Here is a 25,699-nt window from a genome sequence, read left to right as displayed (position 1 = left end):
CGGACCGCACGAACCAGGCGGATCGACCGAACCGGGCAGCCCCACCAGCGACCAGAGCGACCGGACCGGACGCCCCTGCCGCCCACCGCGGTACGCGTCAGGCGTCGGCCAGCGGCGAGCGCGGGGAGCTGCGCAGCGGAGCGGCCAGTTCGGCGAGGGCGCGCTCCAGGCCGTGCAGGTGGGCGAGCGCGGGCTCCAGGCCGGCCGGGTGCGGGGCGGTGACCGCGGCGGCGGCCGTCGTCCCGTGGGCCTGCCGGGGCGTGGTGAGTGCCTCGACCGCGGCCTCCACACGCTGGCAGGCGGCCGTCAGACGGGCATCGTGCGACGCTTCCGGGTCGGCGGCGATGGAGGCCAGCCCCCGGACCTCGCGGGCGCAGTCGTCCAGCAGCGCCAGCACCTGCCGCGCCCTCGCCTTGCGGGCGCGCCTCGGGGCCAGCGGGTGCACCAGCGGGGACAGGGAGAGCCGTACCCGGCGGAGCAGTATCTCCAGCTCGGCGACGAGCGGCGCCGGGTCGGCGTTCTCGGCGCCGGCGATGCGCGCCGCTGCCTCGGCGGTGCAGTGGTGCACGCAGCGCAGGGCGCGCTGGACCCAGGCGTCCGTCGTGGCGTGCGTGGTGACGGGCAGCACCACCAGGACCGCCAGCACGGTGCTCAGCGCGCCGACGCCGGTCTCCGCCAGGCGCAGCGCGAGCAGGCCGGGGTCCAGGACGCCCAGCAGTCCGTACAGCAGCCCGACCATCAGGGTCACGGCGAGCATGTTCCAGGTGTACGAGACCGGCGACGCGTAGAAGATCGAGAAGACGCAGACGGCGATGAGCGCGGCGGTGGGCGCCACGGCTCCGTGCAGCGGTACGGCGATCAGCAGGCCGGCGGGGATGCCGAGGAGCGTGCCGAGCATCCGGCGGAAGCTGCGTACCACGGTCTCGCCGCGCGAGGCGGTGTTGACGAAGATCCACCACATGGCGCCGACGGCCCAGTACCAGCGTTCGTGCGAGAGCAGCTGGCCCGCGAGCAGGGCGATGGCCCCGGCGACGGTCGCCTGGAGTGCCTGGCGGGTCGTCGCGCGGGCGAACCCCGTGCCGCCGGGGAGGGCGGGTACGGCGGGCGGGGGCGTACGGCGCTCGTAGCACCACAGGCCGAAGCGGACGACCGAGCAGGCGGCGAGGGCGAGCGCGGTGGCCGCGTACAGCTCCGGCAGCTGTTCGGGCACCGTGCGCAGGAACTGCGCCTCGAAGAAGGACATGAACGCGAAGATGCCGAGGGCGTTGCCGCGAGGCCCCCACCTGCGGGCGTACACGCCGAGGCCGACCATGGCGAGGAAGGCCGTGTCCCGTACCAGGGGGTAGTCGTGCAGCATCGCCGCCGCGGCGAGGACCGGGAAGCCGACCAGCGGCAGCAGGGCCGTGGAAACCAGTTGGCCGCGGACTGTCGTGTCCGCGACGGTGAACAGGGCGAGCAGCGCGGCGACCCCGCCCACCACGGCACCGACCAGCGAGTGGCCGACGGCGGCGCACACGGCCACCGCCAGGCCGACGCCCACGACGGCCCTGGCGGCGCTGCGCAGCCGCAGCCGTCCCGGGTCCGGTGCCACGAACACCCTCTTCAGCACGGTCTCCCACCCCTTTGCGTTCAACTCTGTCCTTCGGTTCGGTGATCCGGTCGGTGCATGCGGTTCGGCGACGCGGTCGGACGGTGCGGTCAGGTGATGCCGCGGTGCCGTGTTTCCGCATCAAAAAGGCGCCGCGGAAATCCGCAGCGCCGTCGACGTGCCTATGACAACATCAACACTACTGTTGGCTCAACAGAGCACTGGAACGCTGCACCATTGGCCCATGCAGGCGACGGGAGACTGGGCCAGAAGGTGGCCATTGGCGCGGACCCTCGCCCGTCTGTCCGATTCGAACCGGCCACGGGCGGCACCCCGTACCGTCTCCACCGCCGCATCCCGCCCGTCTCACCCCGGCGTCCACATGACGGAACGGCATCACCGCGTGCATCGTCCACGCATTACCCTCGACGCCATGTCCGCACCCGCACGCCTCCTCTGTCTCGCGCTGTTCGCGAACTCGGCCTGGTGCGTCGACGACGGGCTCTGTCCCCGCTGAAGCCCGCCGCCCGCGCCGCAGCGCACCGCACGGCGCCGGTGTCCTGATGTCCGCTTCCCCCGGACGTTCCCGAGGTGACGTGCGCCTCCGTGCGCCCCGCACACGCCCGTACGCCCCGCCGCGTACGTCGTGCCACCCCGGCTCCTCTCCACCCCACCGCTCACCCTCACGGAGCCCGCTGTGACCGCAGCACCCCCGGATCCGCTCGTCGGCACCCCCCGCCCCGCCGCGTCCCTGCTCGCCCCCTCCCCCACCTCCCGGCCCCGGCCCGCGGCGCCCCCGGCTCCGCCCGTACGCCGTCTGCCGCTCGTCGTCGGCCTGCTGATCGCCGGAGCGCTGGCCTCCTTCGTCTTCGCCTCGTACGGCGCCAAGCCCGGCGTTCTGCTGCTGCTCGGCCTCGCGCTGGGCGTGGCCCTGTTCCACTCCCGGTTCGGGTTCACCTCGGCGTGGCGGCAGTTCGTGGCCGTGGGCAACGGCTCCGGGCTGCGCGCCCACGCGCTGTTGCTGGGTACGACGGCGACGCTGTTCGCGCTGGTCATCGGCACCGACACCGGTCTGTTCGGGTCGGTGCCCGAGCCCTCCGGCGGGCCGCTGGGCGTGGGGCTGCTGCTCGGCTCGTTCGTGTTCGCCGTCGGTATGCAGCTCGGTGGCGCCTGCGCCTCCGGCACGCTGTTCGCGGTGGGGTCGGGGCAGACCTCGATCGTGCTGACGCTGGGCGGATTCGTCGCCGGCTCCACCCTGGCCGCGTGGCAGTTCGACCTGTGGAAGGACCTGCCCGCATACGAGCCCGTCGTCTTCGCCGACCACATCGGCTGGTTCGGCTCCTGGGCCGTCACCCTCCTCGCGCTGGCCGTCATCGTGGTCGTCAGCAGGGCAGTCCAGGCGCGCCGCAACCCGCCGCCGACCGGCCCGGTGCCGTCGGCGAAGTCCGCGGCGGCCCGTGTCCTGCGCGGTTCGTGGCCGCTGGCCGCGGGCGCGGCGGTGCTGGCGGCGCTGGGCGGCGGCGTGCTGCTGGTGTCCGGCGGGGCGTGGGGGGTGACCAGCGCGTTCAGCCTGTGGGGCGCGAAGCTGGTGAGCGCGTTCGGCGGGCATCCGGAGACCTGGTCGTACTGGCAGAAGCCCGCGAACGCGCACGCGCTGTCCGGTCCCGTGCTGGCCGACCGGACCAGCCTCACCGACATCGGCATCATGGTCGGCGCGGCGATCGCCGCGGCACTGGGCGGGACCTGGGCCCTGCACCGGGGCACCCCCTGGCGCACCGCGGTCGCGGCGGTGGCGGGCGGCATCCTGATGGGCGTCGGCGCCCGGCTGGCCGGCGGCTGCAACATCGGCGCCTACCTCGCCGGCATCGCCTCCGGCAGCCTGCACGGCTGGATCTGGGGCGCGACGGCCCTGCTCGGCACCTGGGCAGGCCTGAAGCTGCGGCCCGTCTTCCGGCTGGCCAACCCGAAGCCCGGCGACGGTGTCTGCTGACGGGTGGGGGCGCGGCGGTGGCGGGCCGGGCCGGGGGGCTTGCCTCGCGCCTTGAGGAGTGAGCCGGTGGCCGGTCCCGCACCCCGGCGAGTGGGCCGTTGGTACAGTCGCCGGGACCTGCACCGCCCTTGAGGAGGCCGTTGGCCCATGGCCGTGGACACGCTCGACGCGAAGATCCTCCGACTGCTGCTGGAGCAACCGCGCACCAGCGTGCGGGAGTACGCCCGTATCCTCGGCATCGCCCGGGGCACCGTCCAGGCGCGCCTGGACCGGCTGGAGCGGGACGGCGTGATCACGGCGTACGGGCCGCGCCTGTCGCCCGCCGCGCTCGGCCATCCCGTACTCGCCTTCGTCCACGTCGAGGTCACCCAGGGGCACCTGGAAGACGTCGCCGAGGAGCTGGCGGAGGTGCCGGAGATCATCGAGGCGTTCTCGACGACCGGCGGCGGGGACCTGCTGACGCGGGTGGTCGCGCGGGACGCGGCGCACCTGGAGGACGTCATCCAGCGGCTGATCAAGATGCCGGGGGTGGTGCGTACGCGCACGGAGGTGGCCCTGCGGGAGCGGGTGCCGCACCGGATGCTGCCGCTGGTCGAGGCCGTGGGCGGGACCGCGAAGCCGCGCCGCGGCACGCCTTGACATGCTGGGGCCATGACTCTCTCCGACGGCGCCTCCCCCGCCCCCGCTCCCGTCGTCTTCGACCTGGACGGCACGCTCGTGGACAGCGAGCCGAACTACTACGAGGCGGGGCGCAGAGTGCTCGCCCAGTACGGCGTCACCGACTTCACCTGGGAACACCACACCCGCTTCATCGGCATCGGCACCCGCGAGACGCTGGAGATGCTCCGGCGGGAGTACAAGATCGACGCGCCCGTCGACGAGCTGCTGGCCGGCAAGAACCGCGTCTACCTGGAGCTGGCGCGGGCGCACACCGAGGTCTTCCCGGAGATGCGCAAGTTCGTGGAGCTGCTGCACTCGGCCGGGCACCCGCTGGCGGTGGCCTCCGGCTCCTCGCGGTCCGCGATCGAGACGGTGCTCGCGGGCACCGGCCTGGACGCGCACCTGACCGTGTGCGTGTCCGCCGAGGAGGTCGGGCACGGCAAGCCGGCACCGGACGTCTTCCTGGAAGCGGCACGCAGGCTGGGCGCGGCGCCGCGGACATGTGTGGTGCTGGAGGACGCGCCGCCCGGCGCGGAGGCCGCGCGCCGGGCGGAGATGCGGTGTATCGCGATTCCGTACGTACGGGAGACGGCGGCGGACCCGGCCTTCGGCAGCGCCGGGCTGTTCTTCCCGGGCGGCCAGGCGGAGTTCACGGCGGAGGCCGCGTACCGGTGGGTCACGTCGGCCGCCGCGGGCCGGGACGCGTCCGGTGAGGCCGGTGACGTCGTCCGGTGAGGTCGTCACGACCTCCTTGTCCCGGGACGGTGCCCGGTCGAAGACCGTGCAGGCGTCCCGGTACGCGCCGAACTCCCCCGGCCTGCTGCCGACGACGCGCAGCAGCGGCCGCGTCAGCAGGACAGAGTCACCGGCGGGCAGCGGCGACGGCGCGCGAGGCCCCGCGCCCTACGGATGCACCGTGACGCGGACCAGCGAGCCGGTCTCCAGGGCCGCCCACACAGCGCCGTCGGGGCCGGGCGCGATGCCGTGGGGTTCGGCGGCGCGGTCCGGGAGGTCGTAGACGTCGATGTGGCCGCCGGTGGTGACGCGGCCGATGCGGCCCGCGCCCCATTCGGTGAACCACAGTGCGCCGTCGGGGCCCGCGGCGATCGCGTGCGGGCGGGACGTCCGGTCCGGCAGCGGGAACTCGGTGACGGTGCCGTCCGTGGTGATCCGGCCGATCTGTCCGGCCCCGATCTCCACGAACCACAGGGCGCCGTCGGGTCCGGCCGTGAGCCCTACGGGTGCGGCGCCGGGCGTGGGCAGGTCGTGGAGAACGGTTTCGCCGTCGAGTCCCGTCCGGCCGATGGCGTTGGCCTGGTTGGCGGTGAACCACAGAGCGCCGTCCGGGCCGGCCGCGATCACCGAGGCGAAGCCGCCGCGTACCGGCAGGTCGTACTCGGTTACCTTGCCGTCCGTGGTGATCCGGCCGACGCGGTCGGCGGCGGACTCGGTGAACCAGAGCGCGCCGTCCGGGCCGGCGGTGATGCCGATGGGCGCGGCGTCGGCGGTCGGGAGGGGGAAGGACCGCACCTCGGCCCCGGTCCCGCCGCCTGCGCCGGGCAGGATGCGGGTGATGCGGTGCTCCTTGAACTCGGTGCACCACAGCGCGCCGTCCGGGCCCGCCGTGATCATCGTCGGCCCGCCGGTGGCGGTGTGCAGGGGGTAGGTGGCGACGTCCCCCCGCGTGGTCACCCGCGCGATCCGCCCCTGGTGCACGAGGGTGCACCACAGGGCCCCGTCCGGCCCGGCGGCCAGTGCGTACGGGCCCGCCCCCGGTTCGGCGACGGCGTACTCCTGCAGGGTCACCTCTGGGCGGGACGTCACGCGCTGAATCCTTTCGGTACGGGGCGGTACGGGGCGATGCGGGCCATCGGCTCCGAGTACGGTACCCGGCCCATGCGTCGGCCGGACGGCGCGCTCCGGCGAACCCGGCCGCCCCGCAGGGGATTTGGTCTTTGAGCCCGGCAGCCTTTCGCGCGCACCCGCGGCAGCCGCGGCCGACTTCACGGTGTCCGTGCGCGAGCGCGACGGGAGGCGGGTCCACCGGTGGCCCCTGAAGCCGGGGCGGACCGTGCCGTGCCCGCCGGGCCGCACGTCTCCGCTCTTCGCACGTCACTTCCCCGCTCTTCGCACGTCACTTCCCCGCTCTTCGCACGTCACTTCTTCGCGCGGCTCGGCTGGACCCGCTTCGGCTCGCCCTTCATCTTCGGGTGTTCCGGCGGGTACGGGAGGTCGCCGAGCCCGTGGTCGCGCTCGTCGCGGTCGGCGAGTTCGAGCGCTGCCTCCAGGCGGCAGGGATGCCGGTCCATACCGGCGTGCAGGTCACCCAGCTCGGCGAAGCGGCCCGGCATGGTGGCGAGGTCGAAGTCCTCCGGTACGGCGTCGGGCAGCTCCTCCCAGCGCAGCGGCGCGGAGACCGGCGCGTGCGGGAAGGGCCGTACGGAGTAGGCGCTGGCGATGGTGCGGTCCCGCGCCGTCTGGTTGTAGTCCACGAAGATCTTGGCGCCGCGCTCCTCCTTCCACCACGAGGTGGTGATCCGCCCGGGGTCGCGCCGCTCCAGCTCCCGGGCCACCGCGATCGCCGAGCGCCGCACCTGCGTGAACGTCCAGTCGGGCGCGATCGGCACGAAGACGTGCAGGCCACGGCCGCCGGAGGTCTTGGGCAGGCCGGTGAGACCGAGGCCGTCCAGGACGTCGCGCAGGGCGAGGGCGGCCCGTACCGCGTCCGCGTAGCCGGTGCCCGGCTGCGGGTCGAGGTCGATGCGCAGCTCGTCCGGGTGCTCGGTGTCGCCCCGGCGGACCGGCCAGGGATGGAAGGTCAGACAGCCGAGGTTGGCCGCCCACAGGACGGCGGCGGGTTCGGTGGGGCAGATCTCGTCGGCGTACCGGCCGCTGGGGAAGGCGATCCGGCCGGTGGGAATCCAGTCGGGGAGGTTCTTGGGCGCCCGCTTCTGGAAGAACGACTCGCCTTCCACGCCGTCGGGGTAGCGCTCCAAAGTGGTGGGCCGGTCCTTCAGGGCGCGCAGGATGCCGTCGCCGACACTGAGGTAGTAGCGGACGACGTCGGCCTTGGTGAAGCCGCGCCGCGGGAAGTAGACCTTGTCCGGGTGCGACACCCGGACCGTCCGATCCCCCACGCTCAACTCCAGCGACTCTGCCATGCACCCACGCTAGGCCGTACGGGCAGGCCCCGCCCCTCGGCGGCGCGTACCGCGGCCCGGCCGCGCGCCCCGTCGCACAATCGCGTGCATGGACCTTCCCGTGATGCCCCCGGTGGAGCCGATGCTGGCGAAGGCCGCTCCGGCCATTCCGCCCGGCATACAGTACGAAGCCAAGTGGGACGGCTTCCGTGCCATCGTCTTTTGTGACGGCGACGAGATCGAGCTGGGCAGCCGTTCGGGCAAGCCGCTCACGCGGTACTTTCCCGAGCTGGTCGAGGCCCTGCGCGCGCAGGTACCGGGTCGCTGTGTGCTGGACGGTGAGATCGTCATCGCCCGGGACGGACGGCTGGACTTCGACGCCCTGCTGGAGCGCATCCACCCGGCCGACTCCCGGGTGCGCCACCTGGCCGAGGTGACGCCGTCCTCCTTCGTCGCCTTCGACCTGCTGGCGCTGGGCGACGAGTCGCTGATGCCCGTGCCGCAGCGGGACCGCAGGGAAGCCTTGACGACGGCGCTGCGCGACACCGCCGACCCGGTTTTCACCGCGCCCGTGACGGACGACCTCGATGTGGCGCGCGGCTGGTTCGAGCAGTTCGAAGGGGCCGGGCTGGACGGGATCGTCGCGAAGCCTCCGGAGATGCCGTACCGGCCGGGCCGGCGGGTCATGGTCAAGACGAAACACGAGCGGACCGCCGACTGCGTCGTGGCGGGCCTGCGCCCCCACAAGAGCGGCCCGGTCGTGGGGTCGCTGCTGCTGGGGCTGTACGACGCGGACGGCCGCCTCCAGCACGTCGGCGTCTGCGCGTCCTTCCCGATGCGCCGGCGCCAGGAGCTGATGGAGGAGCTGGCGCCGCTGCGGATGGAGTCCGTCGCGGGCCATCCCTGGGAGGCGTGGACCAGTGAGGAGGCGCAGGCGGCGGGGCGGCTGCCGGGCGGCCCCAGCCGGTGGACGGGCAAGAAGGACCTGTCCTGGGTCCCGCTGCGCCCGGAACGCGTGCTGGAGGTCGCCTACGACCACATGCAGGGCGACCGCTTCCGGCACACCGCCCAGTTCCGGCGCTGGCGTCCGGACCGCGAGCCCGAGTCGTGCACGTACGCGCAGCTGGAGGAGCCGGTCCGCTACAACCTGGCGGAGGTCCTGGGCGCGTGACGTCCGGCGTCCCGACGGAGGTCCTCGGGGTGTGCGCCGGCGCCCTACTGGAGGTCTTCCTCCAGTTCGGCGACCACGGCGGCGATGCCCTGGACGGTCGGCGCGTCGAAGTAGGCGGACAGCGGCACCTCGACGCCGAGCCGGTCGAGGATGCGGGTCGATATCTGGGTCATGGTGATGGAGTGGCCGCCGAGGTCGAAGAGGTCGTCGGTGTCGGTGAGTTCGGGGAGGCCGAAGACCTCGCGCCAGATCTCCCGGACCGCCTCCAGGGGGCTGTCCGCCGTTGACGGCCGCGCGATGTCGTCCTCGGGGGGTGCGGGCAGCGCGGGCCGGTCCAGCTTGCCGTTCGGCGTGGTGGGCAGCGCGTCGAGGCCGACGAAGACCTCCGGGACCATGTACGGGGGCAGCGCCGCCGCCAGTTCCCGCCGCAGGCGCCCCGCGTCGGCGTCGCCGACGTGGTAGCCGACCAGCCGTCCGTCCCATACCGCGGCGGCGGCCCGGTCCACGCCGTCCAGCGCGAGCAGCCGGGACTCGATCTCGCCGAGTTCGATGCGGTAGCCGCGGAGCTTGATCTGGTCGTCGGTCCGGCCGAGGAACTCCAGGCGGCCGTCGCCGCGGTGGCGGGCCCGGTCGCCGGTCCGGTACATCCGGCTGCCCGGCGGGCCGTACGGATCGGGCAGGAAGCGCTCGCTGTCCAGCTCCGGCCGGCCGACATAGCCGCGGGCCAGGCCGTCCCCGGCGATGTAGAGGTCGCCGGGCAGGCCGGCGGGGACCGGTGCCAGGCGGTCGTCGAGCACGTACACCCGGGTGTTGGACAGGGGGCGCCCGATCGTCACGGAGTCCGCTGCGGGGGCGATCTCGTCGTACGTCGACCAGATCGTCGTCTCGGTCGGGCCGTAGACGTTCAGGAGGCGGCCGACCCGCGGGCGCAGCCGCTGCGCGAGTGCCGGCGGCAGTGCCTCGCCGCCGGCGAGCGCGGTGACGGCGGGCGCGTCGAAGCCGTGGTCGAGGAGCATGGCCCAGCCGGTCGGGGTGGCCTGGACGTGCGTGATGCCGTGGCGGGCGACCAGGTCCGCCAGCGCGCCGCCGTCCCGCGTGTCGCTCGCGCCCGCCACGACCACCGTGCCGCCCGTGATCAGCGGCAGGAAGAGTTCCAGGCCGGAGATGTCGAACGAGACGGAGGTCAGCGCCAGCCAGCGGTGGCCGGGGCCGGAGCCGAGCAGGTCGCGCAGGGACAGCAGGAGGTTCGCCAGGGAGCGGTGCTCGATCTGCACGCCCTTGGGGCGGCCGGTGGAGCCGGAAGTGTAGATGACGTAGGCGAGGTCGTCGGGGGCGGGGGCCGGATGCGGGGCCGGCTCGCCGGTGGTCACGAGGCCGTCGGCGAGGACGCCCTCGGCCACGAGGTCGTCGGCCAGGAGGTCGGCGTCGCCCAGTTCGTGTGCGGCAGCGGCGTCGGTCAGGACGAACTCGATGCGCTCCGCCGGGTACTCCGCGTCCAGGGGTATGTAGGCCGCGCCTGCCTTGAGGACGCCGAGCAGGCCGGTCAGCAGCCGCTCGGAACGGCTCGCCCGTACGGCGACGAGCGCTCCGGCGCCGATGCCCTTGTCCCGCAGGCGCGCGGCGAGGCGTTCCGCACCGGCGTCCAGCTCCGCGTACGTCAGCCGGCGGTCGGCGTGGACGACGGCGACGGCGTCGGGCGTGCGGGCCGCCTGTTCCGCGACCATCTCGGGGACGGTACGGGCCGGGTACGCCACGGCCGTGTCGTTGACGTGCGTCAGCAGCTGATCGTGCGCGGCCCGGTCGAGGAGCGGGAGCGCGGCCAGCGGGGTGTCCGGGTGGGCCGCGGCGTGGCCGAGGAGGGTCAGCCAGTGCCGCGTCACGCTCTGCGCGTGTTCGCGGGCCAGGGACTGCGGCGGGTACTGGAGCAGGACGTCGAAGCCGTCCGGCCCGTCGACCAGTTCGAGGCGCAGGGCGTTGCGTGCGGTGTGGTTGGAGGGCGTCCAGTCCGCGGAAACGGTGAGGCCGGGGAACTCCGGGGCGGGTCCCGGGCGCCGGTACGTCAGCGAGACCGGCGCGAGGGCGACGCCCGGCTTGACGCCCGTTCCGGCGCGGCCGAGCGGCACGTTCCGTACGCGGTACAGCTCGCGCAGGCCGGTCCGGGTCGCGCGGGCGAAGTCCGCGAACGCCCGGCCGGGCTCGGGCGCGGTGGTGAAGGGCAGTTCGTTGACGTGGACGCCGATGTGTCCGCGCTGTTCCGGGGTGCGGGTGCCGAGGTCGAGGGCGGTGACCGGCGTGCTGTTGCCGTAGCGGAACAGGAGGGCGTGCAGGGAGGCGACGACCAGTTCGAAGCGGGTCACCCCGATCCGGTCCGCGAGGGGGCCGAGCCGGGCCCGCAGGTCTTCGGGGAGGCGGAACTCCACGGACTCGCCGGGGCCCGCTCCGTGGGCGGGACGGTCCAGGCCGGGGAGTATGACGTCGTCGTCGCCGAGCGGGTGCCGGGCCCAGTACGCGCGGGCGGCGGGCAGCTCGGCGGCGATCCGCGCGTCCTCCGTGGCGGCCGGTTCGGCGGGCGCGGGCTCCGGGGGTGCCGGGGTGCCGGTGCCGTGCCCGGTCTCCGCCGCGTAGTGCGCGGCGAGGTCGGCGGCGAACAGTTCCATCGAGTGGCCGTCGAAGACCAGGTGGTGGGCGACCACCAGCAGCCGGTGTTCACGGGGGCCGATGATCTGGAGGACCAGGCGGCACAGCGGGCCCGCGGTGAGGTCGAACGGCGCCCGGATGTGCTGTCGGGTGGCGTCCTCGCCCGCCCGCTCGATGACCAACTCGGGCGCCGACGGGGCCGGGACGAGGAAGGGGACGCCGTCCCGGTTCTCGACGGCGCTGGTCAGGTCCGGGTGCCTGCGCAGGACGGCCGCGGTCGCGCGGCGCAGCGCCGCGGTGTCGAGCGCGCCGTCGAAGTGCAGGGTGAAGGGCACGTGGTGCACGGCGCCGCAGTCGTCGAGCTGTTCGTTGAACCAGATTCCGCTCTGGGCCGCCGAGGCGGGGCGCGGCTCCGGCCGGGCCTGGAACGGGAAGCGCGGGTTTGCTGCGGCGTCGGGCATCGAACAGCTTTCTTCAGCACTGCGGCCGAGGGGTGACCTCCGCCGTTGGAAGCGCTCTCAATCTGCCTCACTCCGACTGGGATATGCAACTTTCTGCTCGATCTTCCCTGGTTCCTGCAAGATTTCCGCGCAGTTTGCCGGGTCCTCGGCACCGGTCGCAGCACATGTCACCAGTGCGGCAGCACAAGGCCGTTCAGGCCCGTACGCCATCGCGGAGCGCTCCGGCTCCCCTGCCAAACGGGGAACAAACGACCATTGACACACTCCGCAACCCTGTTCGATCATCTGCGGGTTACAAAGCGTCCAGCACGGTGCCCTAATCGGGGAAGCCGTGTTCACGGGGCCGCGCCACCCGCGGCCCGGAAAGCGAGTGCGCATCATGGCCACTTGAGGCGGTGGGCCGGACGGCACCGGCCGGGCCGGGTGACGGGCACTTCCGACGGAAGTCCCACGGCACCACCCGCTCTTCACCGCCGTGACGAAAACAGCACCGCAACACCCCTCACCCCTGGGTTTTTGCCCACGTCGAGCCGTTCCGGCACGCATGAGCGAACTCGCGGCGAACCCGCACAACGGGATGGCACACGAGTTTCGCCGTGACTTGCCGGAAGCGGCCTGCGCGGCGTCTGTTCCGACGCTGTCGGCCACCCCCCTCCGGCCCCTTACCGCACCGTTTTCGGGCCCGGCCGACGGCAGTTATTCAGCCGTCCGCACGAACAAACCTCCTCGCAGAGAAGAAGAGCTAGTTTTGCCGGCGAACCAAACGTTCCGCGCATCGACTTCCGAACACCACCGGACGACGCGGAAGCAGACCGCTGTCGAGCCGCTGACGAGCCGCACCGGGCCGCTGGAGCTGTCTTTCGCGCAGCAGCGGTTGTGGTTCCTGGCACAGCTGCGGGGCGCCGGTGAGGCGTACCACATGCCGCAGGCTTTCCGGCTGCGCGGGCCGCTGGACCGGGCGGCGCTGACCCGGGCGCTGGACGCGCTGGTGGCCCGTCACGAAGTGCTGCGCACGCGTCTGGTCGCCGTGGCGGGTGAGCCCTTCCAGCACATCGGCCCGCCGGACACGGGATTTGCCCTGCAAGTGCACGATCTGACCGGGGCCGAGGACGCGTGCGAGGCCGAGACGCGGCTCGCCGCCCTCCAGCGGGAGGAAGCCGCGGCGCCGTTCGACCTGGCCGGCGGGCCGATGATCCGCGGTCGCCTGGTGATGCTGGACACGGACCACCACGTACTGCTGCTGACCGCGCATCACATCGCTTCCGACGGCTGGTCGATGACGGTCCTGACGCGGGAAATCGCCGCGTTGTACGCAGCTTTCCGCGCCGGCGGGGAGAATCCGCTGCCGCCGTTGCCGGTGCAGTACGCCGATTACGCCGCGTGGCAGCGGAAGTGGCTTTCCGACGGCATACCGGCCAAGCAGGCCGGCCACTGGAAGAAGGTACTGGCCGACGCTCCCGCGCTGCTGGAACTTCCGACCGACCGGCCGCGCCCGGCCGAGCAGGACTACCGCGGCGGAAAGCTCCGGCTGGAATTCGACGCGGAATTGACCGCCGCGCTGAAGAACGCGAGCCGGCGCAACGGCAGCACCTTGTTCATGACGCTGCTGGCGGGCTGGGCACTGGTCCTCTCCCGTCTGTCGGGCCAGTCCGATGTGGTGATCGGTACGCCGGTCGCCAATCGCCGGAGGTCCGAACTGGAAGGCCTGATCGGCTTTTTCGTCAATACGCTGGCGCTGCGCATCGACCTTTCCGGCGGTCCGACGGTGGCCGAACTGCTCAAGCGGGTGCGCGGCGTCGCCCTGTCCGCGCTGGAAAACCAGGACCTGCCGTGGGAACAGGTCGTGGAACTCGTCAACCCGTCCCGCAGCCCGGCCCACACTCCGCTGTTCCAGACCATGTTCGCGTGGCAGAACAGCGAGGAAGGCGAGTTGTCGCTGCCGGACATCGAGGTGACTCCGCTGGATTCGCCGTACGACGTCGCGAAGTTCGATCTGACGCTGTCCCTGGCGGAAGAGGACGGCCGAATCACCGGCAGCCTGGATTACGCCGAGGCGTTGTTCGACGCGGAAACCGTGGAAAGGTACGGCCGGTATCTCCGGCGCGTCCTGACACAGATGGCGGCGGACCCCGCCCGCGCCGCCGACGCCCTGACGCTGCCCGACGAGCCGGAGCGCCGCCAGTTGGTGGCGGACTGGGACGCGACCGGGCACCCCGCGCCCCGGCCCGGCCTGGTCGACCGCTTCGAGGCCCGCGTACGCGAACAGCCCGGCCGTACGGCCCTGGTGTGCGACGGCGAACAGCTCGACTACGCGACGCTGGAGCGGCGCGCCAACCGGCTCGCGCACGCCCTGATCTCGCGTGGCGTGCGCCCGGACCAGGTGGTCGGCCTGCACACCGGACGTTCGGCGGCCCTGGTGGTGGGCGTCCTCGGCATCCTGAAGGCCGGCGCCGCGTACCTGCCGCTCGACCCGGGCCTGCCCGCGGAGCGGCTGGCCCGCATGGTGGAGGACGCCGCGCCCGCCCTGGTGCTGAGCGACGCCGCCGGGCCCGAGGAGGGACGGCTGTCGCTGGCCGCCGTCGAGGCGGAAGGCCGGCGGGACGACGCGCCGGGGATCGCCTCCCACCCCGACCGTCTCGCCTACGTGATCTTCACCTCGGGTTCCACCGGCCGCCCCAAGGGCGTGGGCGTCACCCATGGCAACGTTGGCAGCCTCTTCGACCACTGGCTGACGCGGTTCGACTCCGGGGCGGGCGAGGCCGCGTCCCAGTGGTCGAACATCGGCTTCGACTGCTCGGTGTTCGAACTTCTGCTGCCGCTCACCACCGGAGGCGTGCTGCACCCGGTGCCCGGGGAACTCCGCGCCGACCCCGAGGCGTTGATGGAGTGGCTGCGCGCCCACCGCATCGTGCAGGCGTTCCTGCCGCCCGCCTTCATCAAGTGGATCGACGAAGCGCCCGAGGAGCGGCTGGCCGGGCTGGCGCTGCGCCGGCTGCTGACGGGGGTGGAGCCCGTACCGGAGTCGGCCCTGCACCGGATGCGGGAGATCCTCCCGGAGCTGCGGCTGCTCAACGGCTACGGACCGTCCGAGACCACGGTCTTCAGCACCGGCTTCACCGACCCGCGTCCGCTGGCCCGTCAGAGCCCCGTCGGCCGCCCCCTGCTGGGCACCCGGGTCCGGCTGCTCGACGAGCGCCTGGAGCCGGTGCCCGCCGGTGTGACCGGCGAGGTCTACATCGGCGGCGCGGGCCTGGCCCGCGGCTATGTGGGCCGCCCGGACCTGACCGCCGAGCGGTTCGTGCCGGACCCCTTCGTGCCCGGCGAGCGGATGTACCGCACCGGCGACCTGGCCCGGCGGCTGCCCGACGGCAACGCGGAGTTCGTCGGCCGCCGCGACCACCAGGTCAAGCTGCGCGGCTTCCGTATCGAGCTGGGCGAGGTCGAGGCGGCGCTGCTCGACGGGCCCGGTGTGCGCGAGGCGGTCGTGCTGGCCGACCGGGACGCGGCCGGCGAAGCGCGCCTGGTGGCCTTCCTGGGCCGGGGCGACGCCGAGCCGCTGCCGCCCGACGCGTGGCGCACCGCCCTGGCGCGGCGCCTGCCCGGCTACATGATCCCGGCGTTCTTCGCCGAGCTGCCGCGCCTGCCCCGTACCCCCAACGGCAAGCCGGACCGCGCGGCGCTGCTGGAGCGGGCCAGGTCAGGCGGCCCCGTACAGGTCAACCTGGCCAGCCCCCGCGACCACATCGAGCTGGCGCTGTACCGGATCTGGCAGCGGGTACTGGTCCAGTCCGAGATCGGTATCCGCGACAGCTTCTTCGACATCGGCGGCACCTCGATCTCCGCGATCAAGCTGGCGCACGCGGTGCGTGCGGAGTTCGGCGAGACGCTGCCGGTGCGCGACATCATGCTGCACCCGACCATCGAGGCGCTGGGCGGGCGGCTGCGCAGCGGCGCGTCGGGCCGCCCGGACAGCAACCTGATCGCGTTCCGGGAGGGCGACGGACGGCAGCGGGTGGTCTGCGTCCACCCGGCAGGCGGCACCGCCTTCTGCTACCTGTCGCTGGCCAAGGCGCTGCCGGACTCCTGCGGTGTGTACGGCATCCAGTCGCCCGGCGTGAACCCCGGCGAGACGTTCCTGCCGACGGTCGAGGCGATGGCCCAGGCGTACCTGGAGCTGGTCGAGCCGCTGCTCGACGGCCCGCTGGTGCTCACCGGCCTCTCGTACGGCGGGCTGGTCGCCCATGAGATGGGGCGCCTCCTGGCCGAGTCCGGCCGGACCGATGTCAGCGTGGTGCTGCTCGACACCCAGGGCTCGGACGGCCCCGCCGATCCGGCCGCGACGGCGCCGGTGGAGCTGGCCGAGTTCCGCGACAAGCTCGTCAAGTTCAACGGCATGTACCCGGGCATCGACGACGAGCAGATCGACCAGTACTTCCGCATCTACAACCACAACCGGCAGACCGCGGGCGGCTACCCGGCACCGCCGTCGGCGGCCCGGACGGTGCTCGTCCAGGCCGTCGAGGACGGGACCGACACCCCCTTCCTGCAAGGGGTGCGGGACTTCTGGCAGCGCCGCGCGAAGGCCGACTTCGTGGTGGAACCGGCGTACTGCGACCACTGGGAGATGCTGGAGAGCGCCGAGGTGCTGCGGGTCGCCGCGCTGGTCGAAGCCGAGCTGGCCCGCTTCGGGGCCGCCGCGCCGCGCCCTGCCGGCCCTGCCGTTGCTCCCCCGCAGCCCGCCGGGCCATCGCTGCCCACCGGACCGCAAGCCGAGTCAGCACAGGCGCAGGAGTCATGATGGAACCCGAATCGACCTTCACGGCCGGGCTCCCGGCCTCCCCCTGCCTGGCCGCAAGCGTCCTCGCGCAGGTCCGCCGCAGCCCCTCCGCCGTCGCCGTCGTGGACGGTGACCGGCAGCTGGACTACGCCGGGCTCGACACCGCCAGCGCGTCCGTCGCCCGCGCCCTGCGCCGCCACGGCGTACGGCCGGGCGAGGCGGTGGCGGTCTGCCTGCCGCGCTCGTGGCAGCTGGTCTGCACCATGCTCGGCATTCTGCGGCTGGGCGCCGTGGTGGTACCGCTCGACCGGCTGAGCCCGCCCGACCGGCGGCGCCACATCCTGACCGACTCCGCGAGCGGGACGCTGGTCCACGGCGCGACGGCACCCGACGGGCTGCCCGACGGCGTACGGGCGCTGCCGGTGGCCGACCTGCTCGCCGCCGGCCCCGCCGACGGCGGGACCCCGCTGCCGACGCCGGTCGCCGCCCCCGCGTCCTTCGTGTTCTACACCTCGGGCACCACCGGCCGGCCCAAGGGCGTCGAGGTGCGGGACGCCGGAATCCTGCGGCTGGCGCGCCCCGGATACCTCCGGCTGGACGAGGGCGCGCGCTACGCCTGCCTGGCCAATCCCGCCTTCGACGCGCTGAGCTTCGAGGTGTGGGTGCCGCTGCTGACGGGCGGCTGCTGCGTGGTGCTCGGCGACGAGGAGGTGCAGACGCCGCACCTGCTGACGGAGGCGCTGCGGCGCGAGCGCGTCGACTCGATGTTCATCACCACGGCCCTGTTCAACGCGGTGGCCGACAAGGTGGCGGACGGCTTCTCCACCGTGGGCCAGGTCCTCATCGGCGGCGAGCAGATCAACGCGCCGCTGCTCCGCCGCTGGTACCGCGACAACCCCACGAGCACCACCCGGCTCCACAACATCTACGGCCCCACCGAGGCCACCACCTTCGCCCTCTGCCACCCGGTCCCCCGCGACTTCGACACCGACGTGGTGCCCATCGGGCGCACCCTGCCGGGCACCGAAGCGCTCGTGGTGGCCGACGACGGTGCCCGGCCGGCCGAGACCGGCGAGACGGCCGAACTGTATCTGGCGGGCGACGCGCTGGCGGCGGGCTACCGCAACCTGCCCGACGAGACCGCGCGCCGCTTCGTACGGCTGCCCTGGCACGACGGCGGCGAAGCCCGCTTCTACCGCACCGGCGACCTGGTGCGCCGGGACGCCGACGGCCTGATCGAGTACGTCGGGCGCGCCGACCGCCAGGTCAAGGTGCGGGGCTTCCGCATCGAGCCCGGCGAGCTGGAGCGGCAGATCGAGGCCCATCCGGCGGTGCGGCACGCCTACGTGTGCACCCGCCGCGACGCGCACGGCGTCAACGAACTGCTCGCCTACGTGGTGCTCGGCGAGGAGCTGTCGTTCGACGCCTTCGACCGGCACCTGGCCGCCGGACTCCCGTCGTACATGCGCCCGCACCACGTCCATCTGGTGGACGAGCTGCCGCTCAACGCCAATGGAAAGGTCGACGGAACGGCGCTGTTGCGTCGCGACGACCGCCCCTGGCAGCGCCCGGAGACGCCGCAGGACGCCGCCGCCACACCCTGGCAGCGCGAGGTGCTGGAGCTGGCGGGCCGGGTGCTGGGCGTACCGGGCCTGCGGCTGGGCGACCGCTGGATCGCCAACGGCGGCGACTCGCTCCGGGCGCTCCGGCTGCGCTTCGAGGTCCGGCGGCTGTGGGGCTGCGAGGTCCCCCAGGCGCTGGTCCTGCACGGCGATTTCGCGGAACTGGCCGCCGCCGTCGCGCAGGCCCGTGCCGGGGCGGAATCCCCGTACCCGGAGCCCGCCGCGCCGTCGGGTGCCCGCTCCGCGCCCGCCACCTCCGAGCAGCAACGGCTCTGGCTCCTGCAACAGCGGGCCCCGCAGTCCTGCGCGTACAACGTCCCCCTGGCCTTCCGGCTGGACGGCGCGGTCGACACCGCGGCTCTGCGGGAGGCGCTGCGCCGGCTGGTGGCGCGCCACCCGGCGCTCCGTACGGGCTTCGAGGCCACGCCGGAGGGGCTGCGGCAGGCGGTGGGCGAGGCGTACGACCCGTGGGTGGCGCCGGAGACGCCGACGGAGCCCGCCGAAGGCCTGGACTCCGTCGAAGGCGCGGACTCCGCGGGCGAATCGGACTGGCGCCCCGCCGCCCACCGCCTCTTCTCCACTCCCTTCGACCTCGCCCGCCCGCGCCTGCTTCAGGCGACCGTTCTGGCGCGGCCGGGCGGCGGTGTCCTGCTGCTGCATCTGCATCACATCGCGGTCGACGGCTGGTCGCTCAATGTCCTGTTCCGTGAGCTCTCGGCCGACTACGCGGCCGTGCTGGGCGGCGCGGAGGCGGCGGAGCCCGCCGTGGCGCCGACTCCGCTGGATTACGCGGGCTGGCAGGCCGAGTGGTTCGCCAGCGGCGCCTACCAGGAGCAGCGGGCCGCGCTGCACGACCGTTTGAGCAGCGTGGACGGCGAGGCGGCGGCCCCGCTGGAGCCCGCGCGCCCCCGGTCCCGCGTCAACGGCCGTCTGCTGCGTGCCTCGCTCGACCCGGGCCGCCGCGCGGCGCTCGACCGGCTCTGCGCCGAGCTGGCGCTCACCCGTTTCCAGCTGCTGCTGGGTGTGTTCGCGTGGAGTCTGTACGGCGTGACCGGCCGCTCCCGGCCCCGTATCGCCGGGCCCGTGGCCAACCGGCCGGTGCAGGCTTTCGAGGACAGCGTCGGCATGTTCGCCAACACCGTGCTGCTGCCGCTGGACCTGGCGCCGGGTGAGCAGCTGCGCGCGCAGCTGCTGCGTCAGGGTGCCGCCGTGCAGGAGGTGCTGGACCGGCAGGACGTGGCGCTGGCCGATGTGCTGGCCGACCGGGAGGCACGCTCGGACGGTTCGCCGTTCGACTTCCTCTTCGTCCTGGAGAACACCGATTTCGGCGCGCTGGCGCTGCCCGGCTGCGCCGCCCGTCCCGAGTGGCCGGTGCCTGCCGAGGCGAAGTGCCCGCTGACGCTGTCCGTCGTCGAGCACGACGCGGGTGTCGACTGCCTGTGGGAGTACGCCGACGACCACTTCGACGCCGATGAGATCGAGGCGATGGCCGCCCTGTTCCGGCGAGGGCTGGACGACCTGGCCGACGGCGGTACGGGGACTCTGGCCGAGCTGGTGGGCCCGTACCGCAGCAGCCTGCCCGACCCGGGCCGCGGTCCGGCGACCGCCCCGGCCTTCACCACGGTGGCCGAGGGCTTCGCCCGCCAGGCCCGGCTGACGCCCGGCGCCCCCGCGCTGGTCGCCCCCGACGGCCGCAGCCTCACCTACGCCGAACTCGACGCCCACGCCGCCGCCTTGGCGTCCGAGCTGCGGGCGGCCCACCCGCTCCCGCCGGAGGACAACGGGCCGCGCTGCGTCGCGCTGCACTTCGAGCCCTCGGCCGAGCACGTCGTGGCGCTGCTGGCGCTGGCCCGGCTCAACCTCACCATCGTGCCGCTCGACCCGTCCTACCCGCCCGGGCTGCTGCGGCAGATCCTCGGCCAGGTGCAGCCGCTCTGCGTCCTGGTGCCGCCGGACGGCACGGCCGCAGTCGACGCGATCGCCCCGGACGGCCTGCCGCGCCACCCGGTCGTCCTGCCGGCCGTCGCCCCGGACCGGCCCGCGCACGACGAGCCGCCCCACCAGGGGAGACGCCCGCTCTACACGCTCTTCACCTCCGGCTCCACCGGCACCCCCAAGGGCGTGCAGGTACCCGACAGCACCCTGTGCAACCTGCTGCACTGGCAGGCCGACGCCGGCGGCCTGCCGGGCGGCGCCGTCACCCAGCAGTTCTCCATGCTGTCCTTCGACGTGTCCTTCCAGGAGATCTTCGGCACACTGTGCGGCGGCGGCTGCCTGCACCTCGTTCGGCCGGGCTGGCGGCAGGACGCGCCGGCCCTGCTGGAGCAGCTCGAAACGGCCGGCGTGGAGCGCGTCTTCATGCCGTACGTGGCGCTGCACCTGCTGGCCGAGCACGGCGTCCGGCTGGGCCGCTTCCCGTCCCGGCTGCGCGAAGTGGTCACCGCGGGCGAACAGTTGCTGTGTACGGACGCGATCCGCCGCTGGTTCGCCGGGCTGCCCGGCGCGCGCCTGTTCAACCACTACGGCCCGACCGAGACCCACGTCGTCAGCAGCCTCTGCCTGGACGGCGACCCGGCGCGGTGGCCGGAGCGCCCGGCCATCGGCGGGCCCGTCGCCAACGCGTGGCTGCGGGTCGTCGACGAGTCCGACGCGCCCGTACCGCCGGGCTGTCCCGGACGGCTGCTGATCGGCGGCCCGATGGCCGCGCCCTGCTATCTCGGTGACGCGGCGCTCAACGCGTCCCGCTTCGTCGAGCTGCCCGGCCTCGGCACCTTCTACCGCAGCGGCGACCTGGCCCGCTTCGACCGGGACGGGCTGCTGCACTATCTGGGCCGCGACGACCAGCAGGTCAAGCTGAGCGGCCACCGGCTGGAGCTGGGGCAGGTCGAAGCGGCGCTGTTGCAGCACCCGGACGTCGTCAACGCGGTCGTGGTGCGCGACGGCGACCGGCTGACGGCGTGTCTGCAGTGCCGCGGCGAGACGCCGGCGCCGGAGGACCTGGCCGCGCATCTGGCGCCGCTGCTGCCCCCGTACGTACGGATCGACCGCTTCCGGCGGCTCGCGTCGCTTCCGCTCACCCCGAGCGGCAAGCTGGACCGTCGCCGGGTGCTGGCCGCGCCGGGTGAGGAGCTGTGCCCGCGCGCCGCGGCCACGGCGGCGGGCCTGTCGCCGGTCGAGGCCAGGCTCACGGAGCTGTTCGAGGCCGTGGTCGGTACGCCGGTCGGCCCCGACGAGCGGTTCTTCGACGCGGGGGCCACCAGCCTCGATCTGATGCGTTTCCACCTGCGGTGTACCGCCGATCCCGAGCTGTCGTTCACCATTCCCGACCTGTTCGAGCACGTCACCGTGCGGCGGCTGGCACGCTTCCTGGAGGGCCGGCCGGAGGCGGCGCGGCGGAGCGCCGCGGGCCCCGGCGCGGCGGACGAGCCGATCGCCGTCGTCGGCATGGCCGTACGGCTGCCCGGCGCCGACGACCTCGGCGCCTTCTGGGACCTGGTGCGCAACGGCGAGCGCGGCATCGAGCACTTCGACGCCGCGGACGGCCTGGTCGGCGCCCGCAGCCAGATGTCGGGACTGCTGGACTTCGACCCGGACCACTTCGGCATCAGCCGCCAGGAGGCCCGGCTGATGGACCCGCAACAGCGCCACCTGCTGATGAGTTCGGTGCAGGCCCTGGCCCACGCCGGTATCGCCGACCCGGCCGGGCAGCGTGTCGGCATGGTCGCGGGCTGCGGCGAGAACACGTACTACCAGTCCGTACTGCGCGAGGCCGACCCGGAATTCCTGCCGGACGGTTTCCAGATGGCGCTCCACCACGACAAGGACTTCCTCGCCACCAAGGTGGCCTATCACCTCGACCTGTCCGGCCCGGCGTTCACCGTGCAGGCCGCCTGCGCCAGTTCGCTGGTGGCGGTCCATGTCGCGGCCGGTCTGCTGCGGCAGGGGGACGCCGATGTGATGCTGGCCGGCGGCGTCCTGGTCGACACCCTGCTCACCGGCGGCTACCGCTACCGGCCGCAGCACATCTTCTCCAAGGACGGGCACTGCCGGCCGTTCAGCGACGACGCGAGCGGCACCATCGGTGCCAGCGGCGTCGGTGTCGTGGTGCTCAAACCGCTGCGGCTGGCGCGGGAGGCCGGCGACACCGTGTACGCGGTGGTCACCGGCTCGGCGCTGAACAACGACGGTTCCGCCAAGCTCAGTTACAGCGCGCCGTCGCTGGCCGGGCAGCGCGAGGTGATCCGCGCCGCGCTGCGCCGCAGCGGCCGCACCGGCGCCGACCTCGGCTACGTCGAGGCGCACGGTACCGGCACCGCGCTGGGCGACCCGGTGGAGGTCGGCGCGCTGCGCCAGGCGTTCGATCTGGACGGGTCCGGCCGCTGCGCGCTGGCGTCGGTGAAGAGCCAGATCGGGCACCTGGGGGCCGCGGCGGGCGTGGTCGGCCTGGTACGGGCCGCCCTGGCCGTCCACCACGGCGTCGTTCCGCCCAACGTGGACTTCCACCGCCTCAACCCGCAGATCGGCAGCGACCCGGCGCCGTTCACCATTCCCACCGAGGCGCGGCCCTGGCCCGCCGGACGGCCCCGGGTGGCCGCCGTGAGCAGCTTCGGCATCGGCGGCACCAACGCCCACCTCGTCCTGGAGGCGGGCGAAACAGCGGAGTCCGCGAGCGCCGTGCCCTTCCTGCCGCTGTCCAGCAGCAGCGCGGCCGGGCTGCGCTCCGACGCCGCGCGTATCGCCGACTACCTCCAGGCCCGGCCCGAGGCCTACGGCCAGGTGCTGCGCCACCTTCAGGCGGGCCGCCCATCCCACCGCCGGCGGGCCGCGGCGGTCTGCGCGGACGCGGCGGGCGCCGTGGCGTGGCTGCGCGCGGTCGCGGAGACCGACGCGGCGCCGTCCGCGGTCGAGAGCGCCGAAGAAGCGCTGTCCGCCGAGGGCCGCTCCCCCGAGGAGCTGGCCGACGCCTGGCTGACCGGACGGACGGTCCACTGGCCGGCCGGCCCGGCGCAGGCACCGTGGGACTTCCCGCCCCCGGCGTTCGAGCTGACCACGTACGACTTCCAGCGCGCCACGCCGGGCACGGACAGCCACACGTACGACGGGCCGGAGCGTCCGGCCGCCGCGGAGCCCCTCCCCCAGCGGCTGCCGGAGGCCGACTGGCTGCACCAGCCGCACTGGGTGCGGCTGAGCCGCGCCGTCACCGCCCCCGCTTCGCGCACGCCCGGCGGCCTGCTGGTCGTCATGACGGCCGAACCGCTGCCGTCCGGGGCGCTGCGTCCCTTCGAGGCGGTGTGGTCCCGGGTGGTGCGGGTCGGTGCGGCCGACGGGTACGCCCGGCTGGCCGAGGACGCGTACGAGGTGGACCCGGCCGATCCGGCCTCGCTGCGGCAGCTGTTCGACGCGCTGGGCGACACGGGCGAGGCCGGTGTCGACTGGCTGCACGCGCTGCCGCTGGCGGTCGACGGGGCGGTGGGCGAGGACGCGTTGGCGCGCGCCCGCTGGGCGTGTCTCGACACGCCCGCCGCCCTGTTGCAGGCCGTCGCCGGAACGCCGCTGGCAGCGCTGCTGCGGCCCTGGTGGCTGTCGTACGGGGCACAGCCGGTCGAAGGGCCGGTAGAGCGGCCGGAGTTGGGGCTGCTTGCGGGTGCCTGCGAGGTCACTGCGCAGGAATGCGCCGTCGACGGCCGCTGGCTGGACCTGCCCGGCCGCAACCTGGCCGACTGGGCGCCGCAGCTGGCCGCGGCGCCGACGCGGGACGACGTCGCGGCCCCGGTGCCGCGGCGGCTGGCGCTGCGGCAGGGGTACTGGTGGCAGCAGGCGCTGCTGCCGGTGCCCGCGCCCGCGCCGACGCTGCCTTCCGCGCTGCCGGACGAGCCGGGTACGTACCTGGTCCTCGGCGGTACCGGCGGCATCGGCAGCAGCATCGCGGCCTGGCTGCTGGCGCAGTCCGACGGCCGGGTGATCCTGCTGTCCCGGCAGCCGCGTCTGCCCGCCGAGCTGACGCCGTGGGCGGACCGCGTCGACCTGGTCGAGGCCGATCTCGCCACGACGGCACCGGACACGGTCCTCGCCCGGCTCGACGGCGTCGCCCACCGGATCGACGGTGTCGTGCACGCGGCCGGCACGGCGGCGGGCGGCCTGGTCACCCGGCGCGACGCCGCGGCGATGCGGCAGGCCATGGCCGCCAAGCTGCACGGCGCTCTCCTGGTGGAGCGGCTGATCGAACGTCACCGGCCGGCCTTCGCCGCGTACTGCTCGTCGATGGCGGCGCTGTTCGGCGGCATCGGCCAGTTCGACTACGCCGCCGCCAACGGCCTGCTGGACGGCTTCGCCCGCCACCGGACCGACGCCGCCGAGACGACCCTGCGCATCGGCATCGACTGGGACATCTGGAGCGAGGTCGGCATGGCGCGGGACGCCTTGCGGACGGACGCCCGCCACCAGGCCCACCTCGCCGTCGGCCTGGCGGTCAAGGAAGGCCAGGAACTCTTCGCCCGCGCCCTGCGGCTCCAGCTTCCGCACCTGCTGGTCTCCACGACACCCCTCCAGGAGGCCCGCGCCTTCTACGAGGCCCCGGCGCACGCCGCCGCGGAACCCGCCCCGGCCCCCTCCGACTCGGCCGCCACCGAACTCGCCGACTGGCTCGGCCGCTGGCTGGGCCTGGACGAGCTGGACCGGGACGCGTCGCTCTACGACCAGGGCGCCGACTCCCTGACCATGCTCGACCTGATCGGCAAGGTGGAGGAGCACTTCGGCGTCGACCTGGAACTGTCCCAGCTCAGCCACCAGGTCAGCCTGAACGAGGTACTGGAGAAGGTGGGCGCGAATCCGGGCGCCGAGGCACCGTACGGGCCGTACGCGGCCACCGGGCAGGCCGATGACGATCCGGTGGTGCTGGAAGTCTGGCAGCAGGGCACCGGACACGACCTGCTGTGCCTGGTCCACCCGGTCGGCGGTGACATCCAGGCTTACCGGGCGCTGGTGTCGGCAGTCGGTCCGCGCTTCACCGTGTGCCTGATCGCGGACCCCGCGCTGCGCCTGCCCGGCCTCCCGGCCTGGTCGCTGACCGAACGCGCCCGCCGCTACCACGCCGCCCTCCAGGCCCGCTTCCCGGACCCCGCGTGGCGACGGCAGCTGGCCGGCTGGTCCTTCGGCGCCTGGGTGGCGCAGGCGATGGCGGCCGAAGCGGAGGCGGCGGGCCGCCCGGCCACCGCGCTCCACCTGCTCGACCCGCCGCCGCCGGACGCCGGGCCGCACTTCAGGGCGTACGACGAGACGCAGCTCGAAGCCGTCTTCGCCCACGAGCTGGGGCAGGGCGGCCCGGGCGCGCCGGCGAGCCGGGAGGCGCAGGCGTACGCCGAGCGGCTGGCGCGCTGCTGCCGGGCCAACGTGGCCGGCATGGCGCACCACGAAGTGCCCCGGCTGGCCGGCACACCCAGCCGCCTGTGGCTGGCGAGCCGGCCGGTCGAGGGGCTGCCGAACCTGGGCTCGCCGGAGGCGCAGCAGCGCGCGTGGCGGGACCGGCTGCCCGACCTGCGCGACTGGCAGAGCCTGGACACCACGCACTACGGCATCGTCCGGTCCCCGTACGTACAGGCGGTGGCCGAAGCGGTCGACGCCGCCGCACCGGCCGAATCCGGGCGCGGCTGATGC

General features: G+C 74.0%; 10 protein-coding genes. 6 read left to right on the top strand and 4 right to left on the bottom strand.

Going from position 1 to position 25,699, the window contains the following annotated elements:
- Positions 1-97: 97 nt before the first annotated feature.
- Positions 98-1,609, bottom strand: coding sequence for an FUSC family protein (locus ACFV57_RS08920; protein ID WP_385227445.1), 1,512 nt, complete (start codon positions 1,607-1,609; stop codon positions 98-100).
- 676 nt (positions 1,610-2,285) lie between these two features.
- Here ACFV57_RS08920 and ACFV57_RS08915 point away from each other — a divergent pair.
- From ACFV57_RS08915 to ACFV57_RS08905, 3 genes are all read left to right on the top strand, one after another.
- Positions 2,286-3,578, top strand: a complete 1,293-nt coding sequence (locus ACFV57_RS08915) for a YeeE/YedE family protein (protein ID WP_385227442.1) — start codon at positions 2,286-2,288, stop codon at positions 3,576-3,578.
- Between the two features lie 147 nt (positions 3,579-3,725).
- Entirely contained in the window at positions 3,726-4,217 is a 492-nt protein-coding gene (locus ACFV57_RS08910; RefSeq protein WP_385227439.1) for an Lrp/AsnC family transcriptional regulator, read from the top strand.
- 12 nt (positions 4,218-4,229) lie between these two features.
- Positions 4,230-4,973: an HAD family hydrolase gene (locus ACFV57_RS08905; protein WP_385227436.1), complete on the top strand. Its 744-nt coding sequence runs from the start codon at positions 4,230-4,232 to the stop codon at positions 4,971-4,973.
- A 168-nt stretch (positions 4,974-5,141) separates the two neighbouring features.
- Here ACFV57_RS08905 and ACFV57_RS08900 read toward each other — a convergent pair whose 3' ends face one another.
- Both ACFV57_RS08900 and ligD read right to left on the bottom strand, forming a co-directional pair.
- Positions 5,142-6,062 (bottom strand): virginiamycin B lyase, encoded by a 921-nt coding sequence (locus ACFV57_RS08900; protein ID WP_385227433.1) that lies wholly within the window; start codon positions 6,060-6,062, stop codon positions 5,142-5,144.
- A 332-nt stretch (positions 6,063-6,394) separates the two neighbouring features.
- Positions 6,395-7,399 carry a non-homologous end-joining DNA ligase gene (ligD, locus tag ACFV57_RS08895; protein ID WP_385227430.1) on the bottom strand — a complete coding sequence of 335 codons (1,005 nt, stop codon included), beginning with the start codon at positions 7,397-7,399 and terminating at the stop codon, positions 6,395-6,397.
- A gap of 88 nt (positions 7,400-7,487) precedes the next feature.
- Between ligD and ACFV57_RS08890 the strand changes: the two genes are divergently transcribed.
- Complete coding sequence (locus ACFV57_RS08890) at positions 7,488-8,549, top strand: ATP-dependent DNA ligase (RefSeq protein ID WP_385227427.1); 1,062 nt, start codon at positions 7,488-7,490, stop codon at positions 8,547-8,549.
- Positions 8,550-8,593: 44 nt separating this feature from the next.
- Here the strand turns inward: ACFV57_RS08890 and ACFV57_RS08885 are convergent, their stop codons facing one another.
- Complete coding sequence (locus ACFV57_RS08885; protein WP_385227424.1) at positions 8,594-11,647, bottom strand: amino acid adenylation domain-containing protein; 3,054 nt, start codon at positions 11,645-11,647, stop codon at positions 8,594-8,596.
- A 748-nt stretch (positions 11,648-12,395) separates the two neighbouring features.
- On the opposite strand from ACFV57_RS08885, the gene ACFV57_RS08880 reads away from it, so the two are divergent.
- Together ACFV57_RS08880 and ACFV57_RS08875 are read left to right on the top strand one after the other, a co-directional pair.
- Positions 12,396-16,445 (top strand): amino acid adenylation domain-containing protein, encoded by a 4,050-nt coding sequence (locus ACFV57_RS08880; protein WP_385227421.1) that lies wholly within the window; start codon positions 12,396-12,398, stop codon positions 16,443-16,445.
- Complete coding sequence (locus ACFV57_RS08875; RefSeq protein WP_385227418.1) at positions 16,442-25,696, top strand: amino acid adenylation domain-containing protein; 9,255 nt, start codon at positions 16,442-16,444, stop codon at positions 25,694-25,696. Before ACFV57_RS08880 ends, ACFV57_RS08875 begins: the two co-directional genes overlap by 4 nt.
- Positions 25,697-25,699: the final 3 nt, after the last annotated feature.

Source organism: Streptomyces sp. NPDC059788 (assembly GCF_042732265.1).
In the GTDB taxonomy this organism is placed as follows: domain Bacteria; phylum Actinomycetota; class Actinomycetes; order Streptomycetales; family Streptomycetaceae; genus Streptomyces.
The sequence above is the reverse complement of the archived record's forward strand: the minus strand, read 5'-3'. Positions and strand labels throughout refer to the sequence as shown.

What these genes read in the sequence shown, in the direction of transcription:
- ACFV57_RS08910 (WP_385227439.1), top strand. Translation starts at nt 3,726, where the DNA reads ATGGCCGTGGACACGCTCGACGCGAAGATCCTCCGACTGCTGCTGGAG.
- ACFV57_RS08905 (WP_385227436.1), top strand. Translation starts at nt 4,230, where the DNA reads ATGACTCTCTCCGACGGCGCCTCCCCCGCCCCCGCTCCCGTCGTCTTC.
- ligD (WP_385227430.1), bottom strand. Translation starts at nt 7,399, where the DNA reads ATGGCAGAGTCGCTGGAGTTGAGCGTGGGGGATCGGACGGTCCGGGTG.
- ACFV57_RS08890 (WP_385227427.1), top strand. Translation starts at nt 7,488, where the DNA reads ATGGACCTTCCCGTGATGCCCCCGGTGGAGCCGATGCTGGCGAAGGCC.
- ACFV57_RS08885 (WP_385227424.1), bottom strand. Translation starts at nt 11,647, where the DNA reads ATGCCCGACGCCGCAGCAAACCCGCGCTTCCCGTTCCAGGCCCGGCCG.
- ACFV57_RS08875 (WP_385227418.1), top strand. Translation starts at nt 16,442, where the DNA reads ATGATGGAACCCGAATCGACCTTCACGGCCGGGCTCCCGGCCTCCCCC.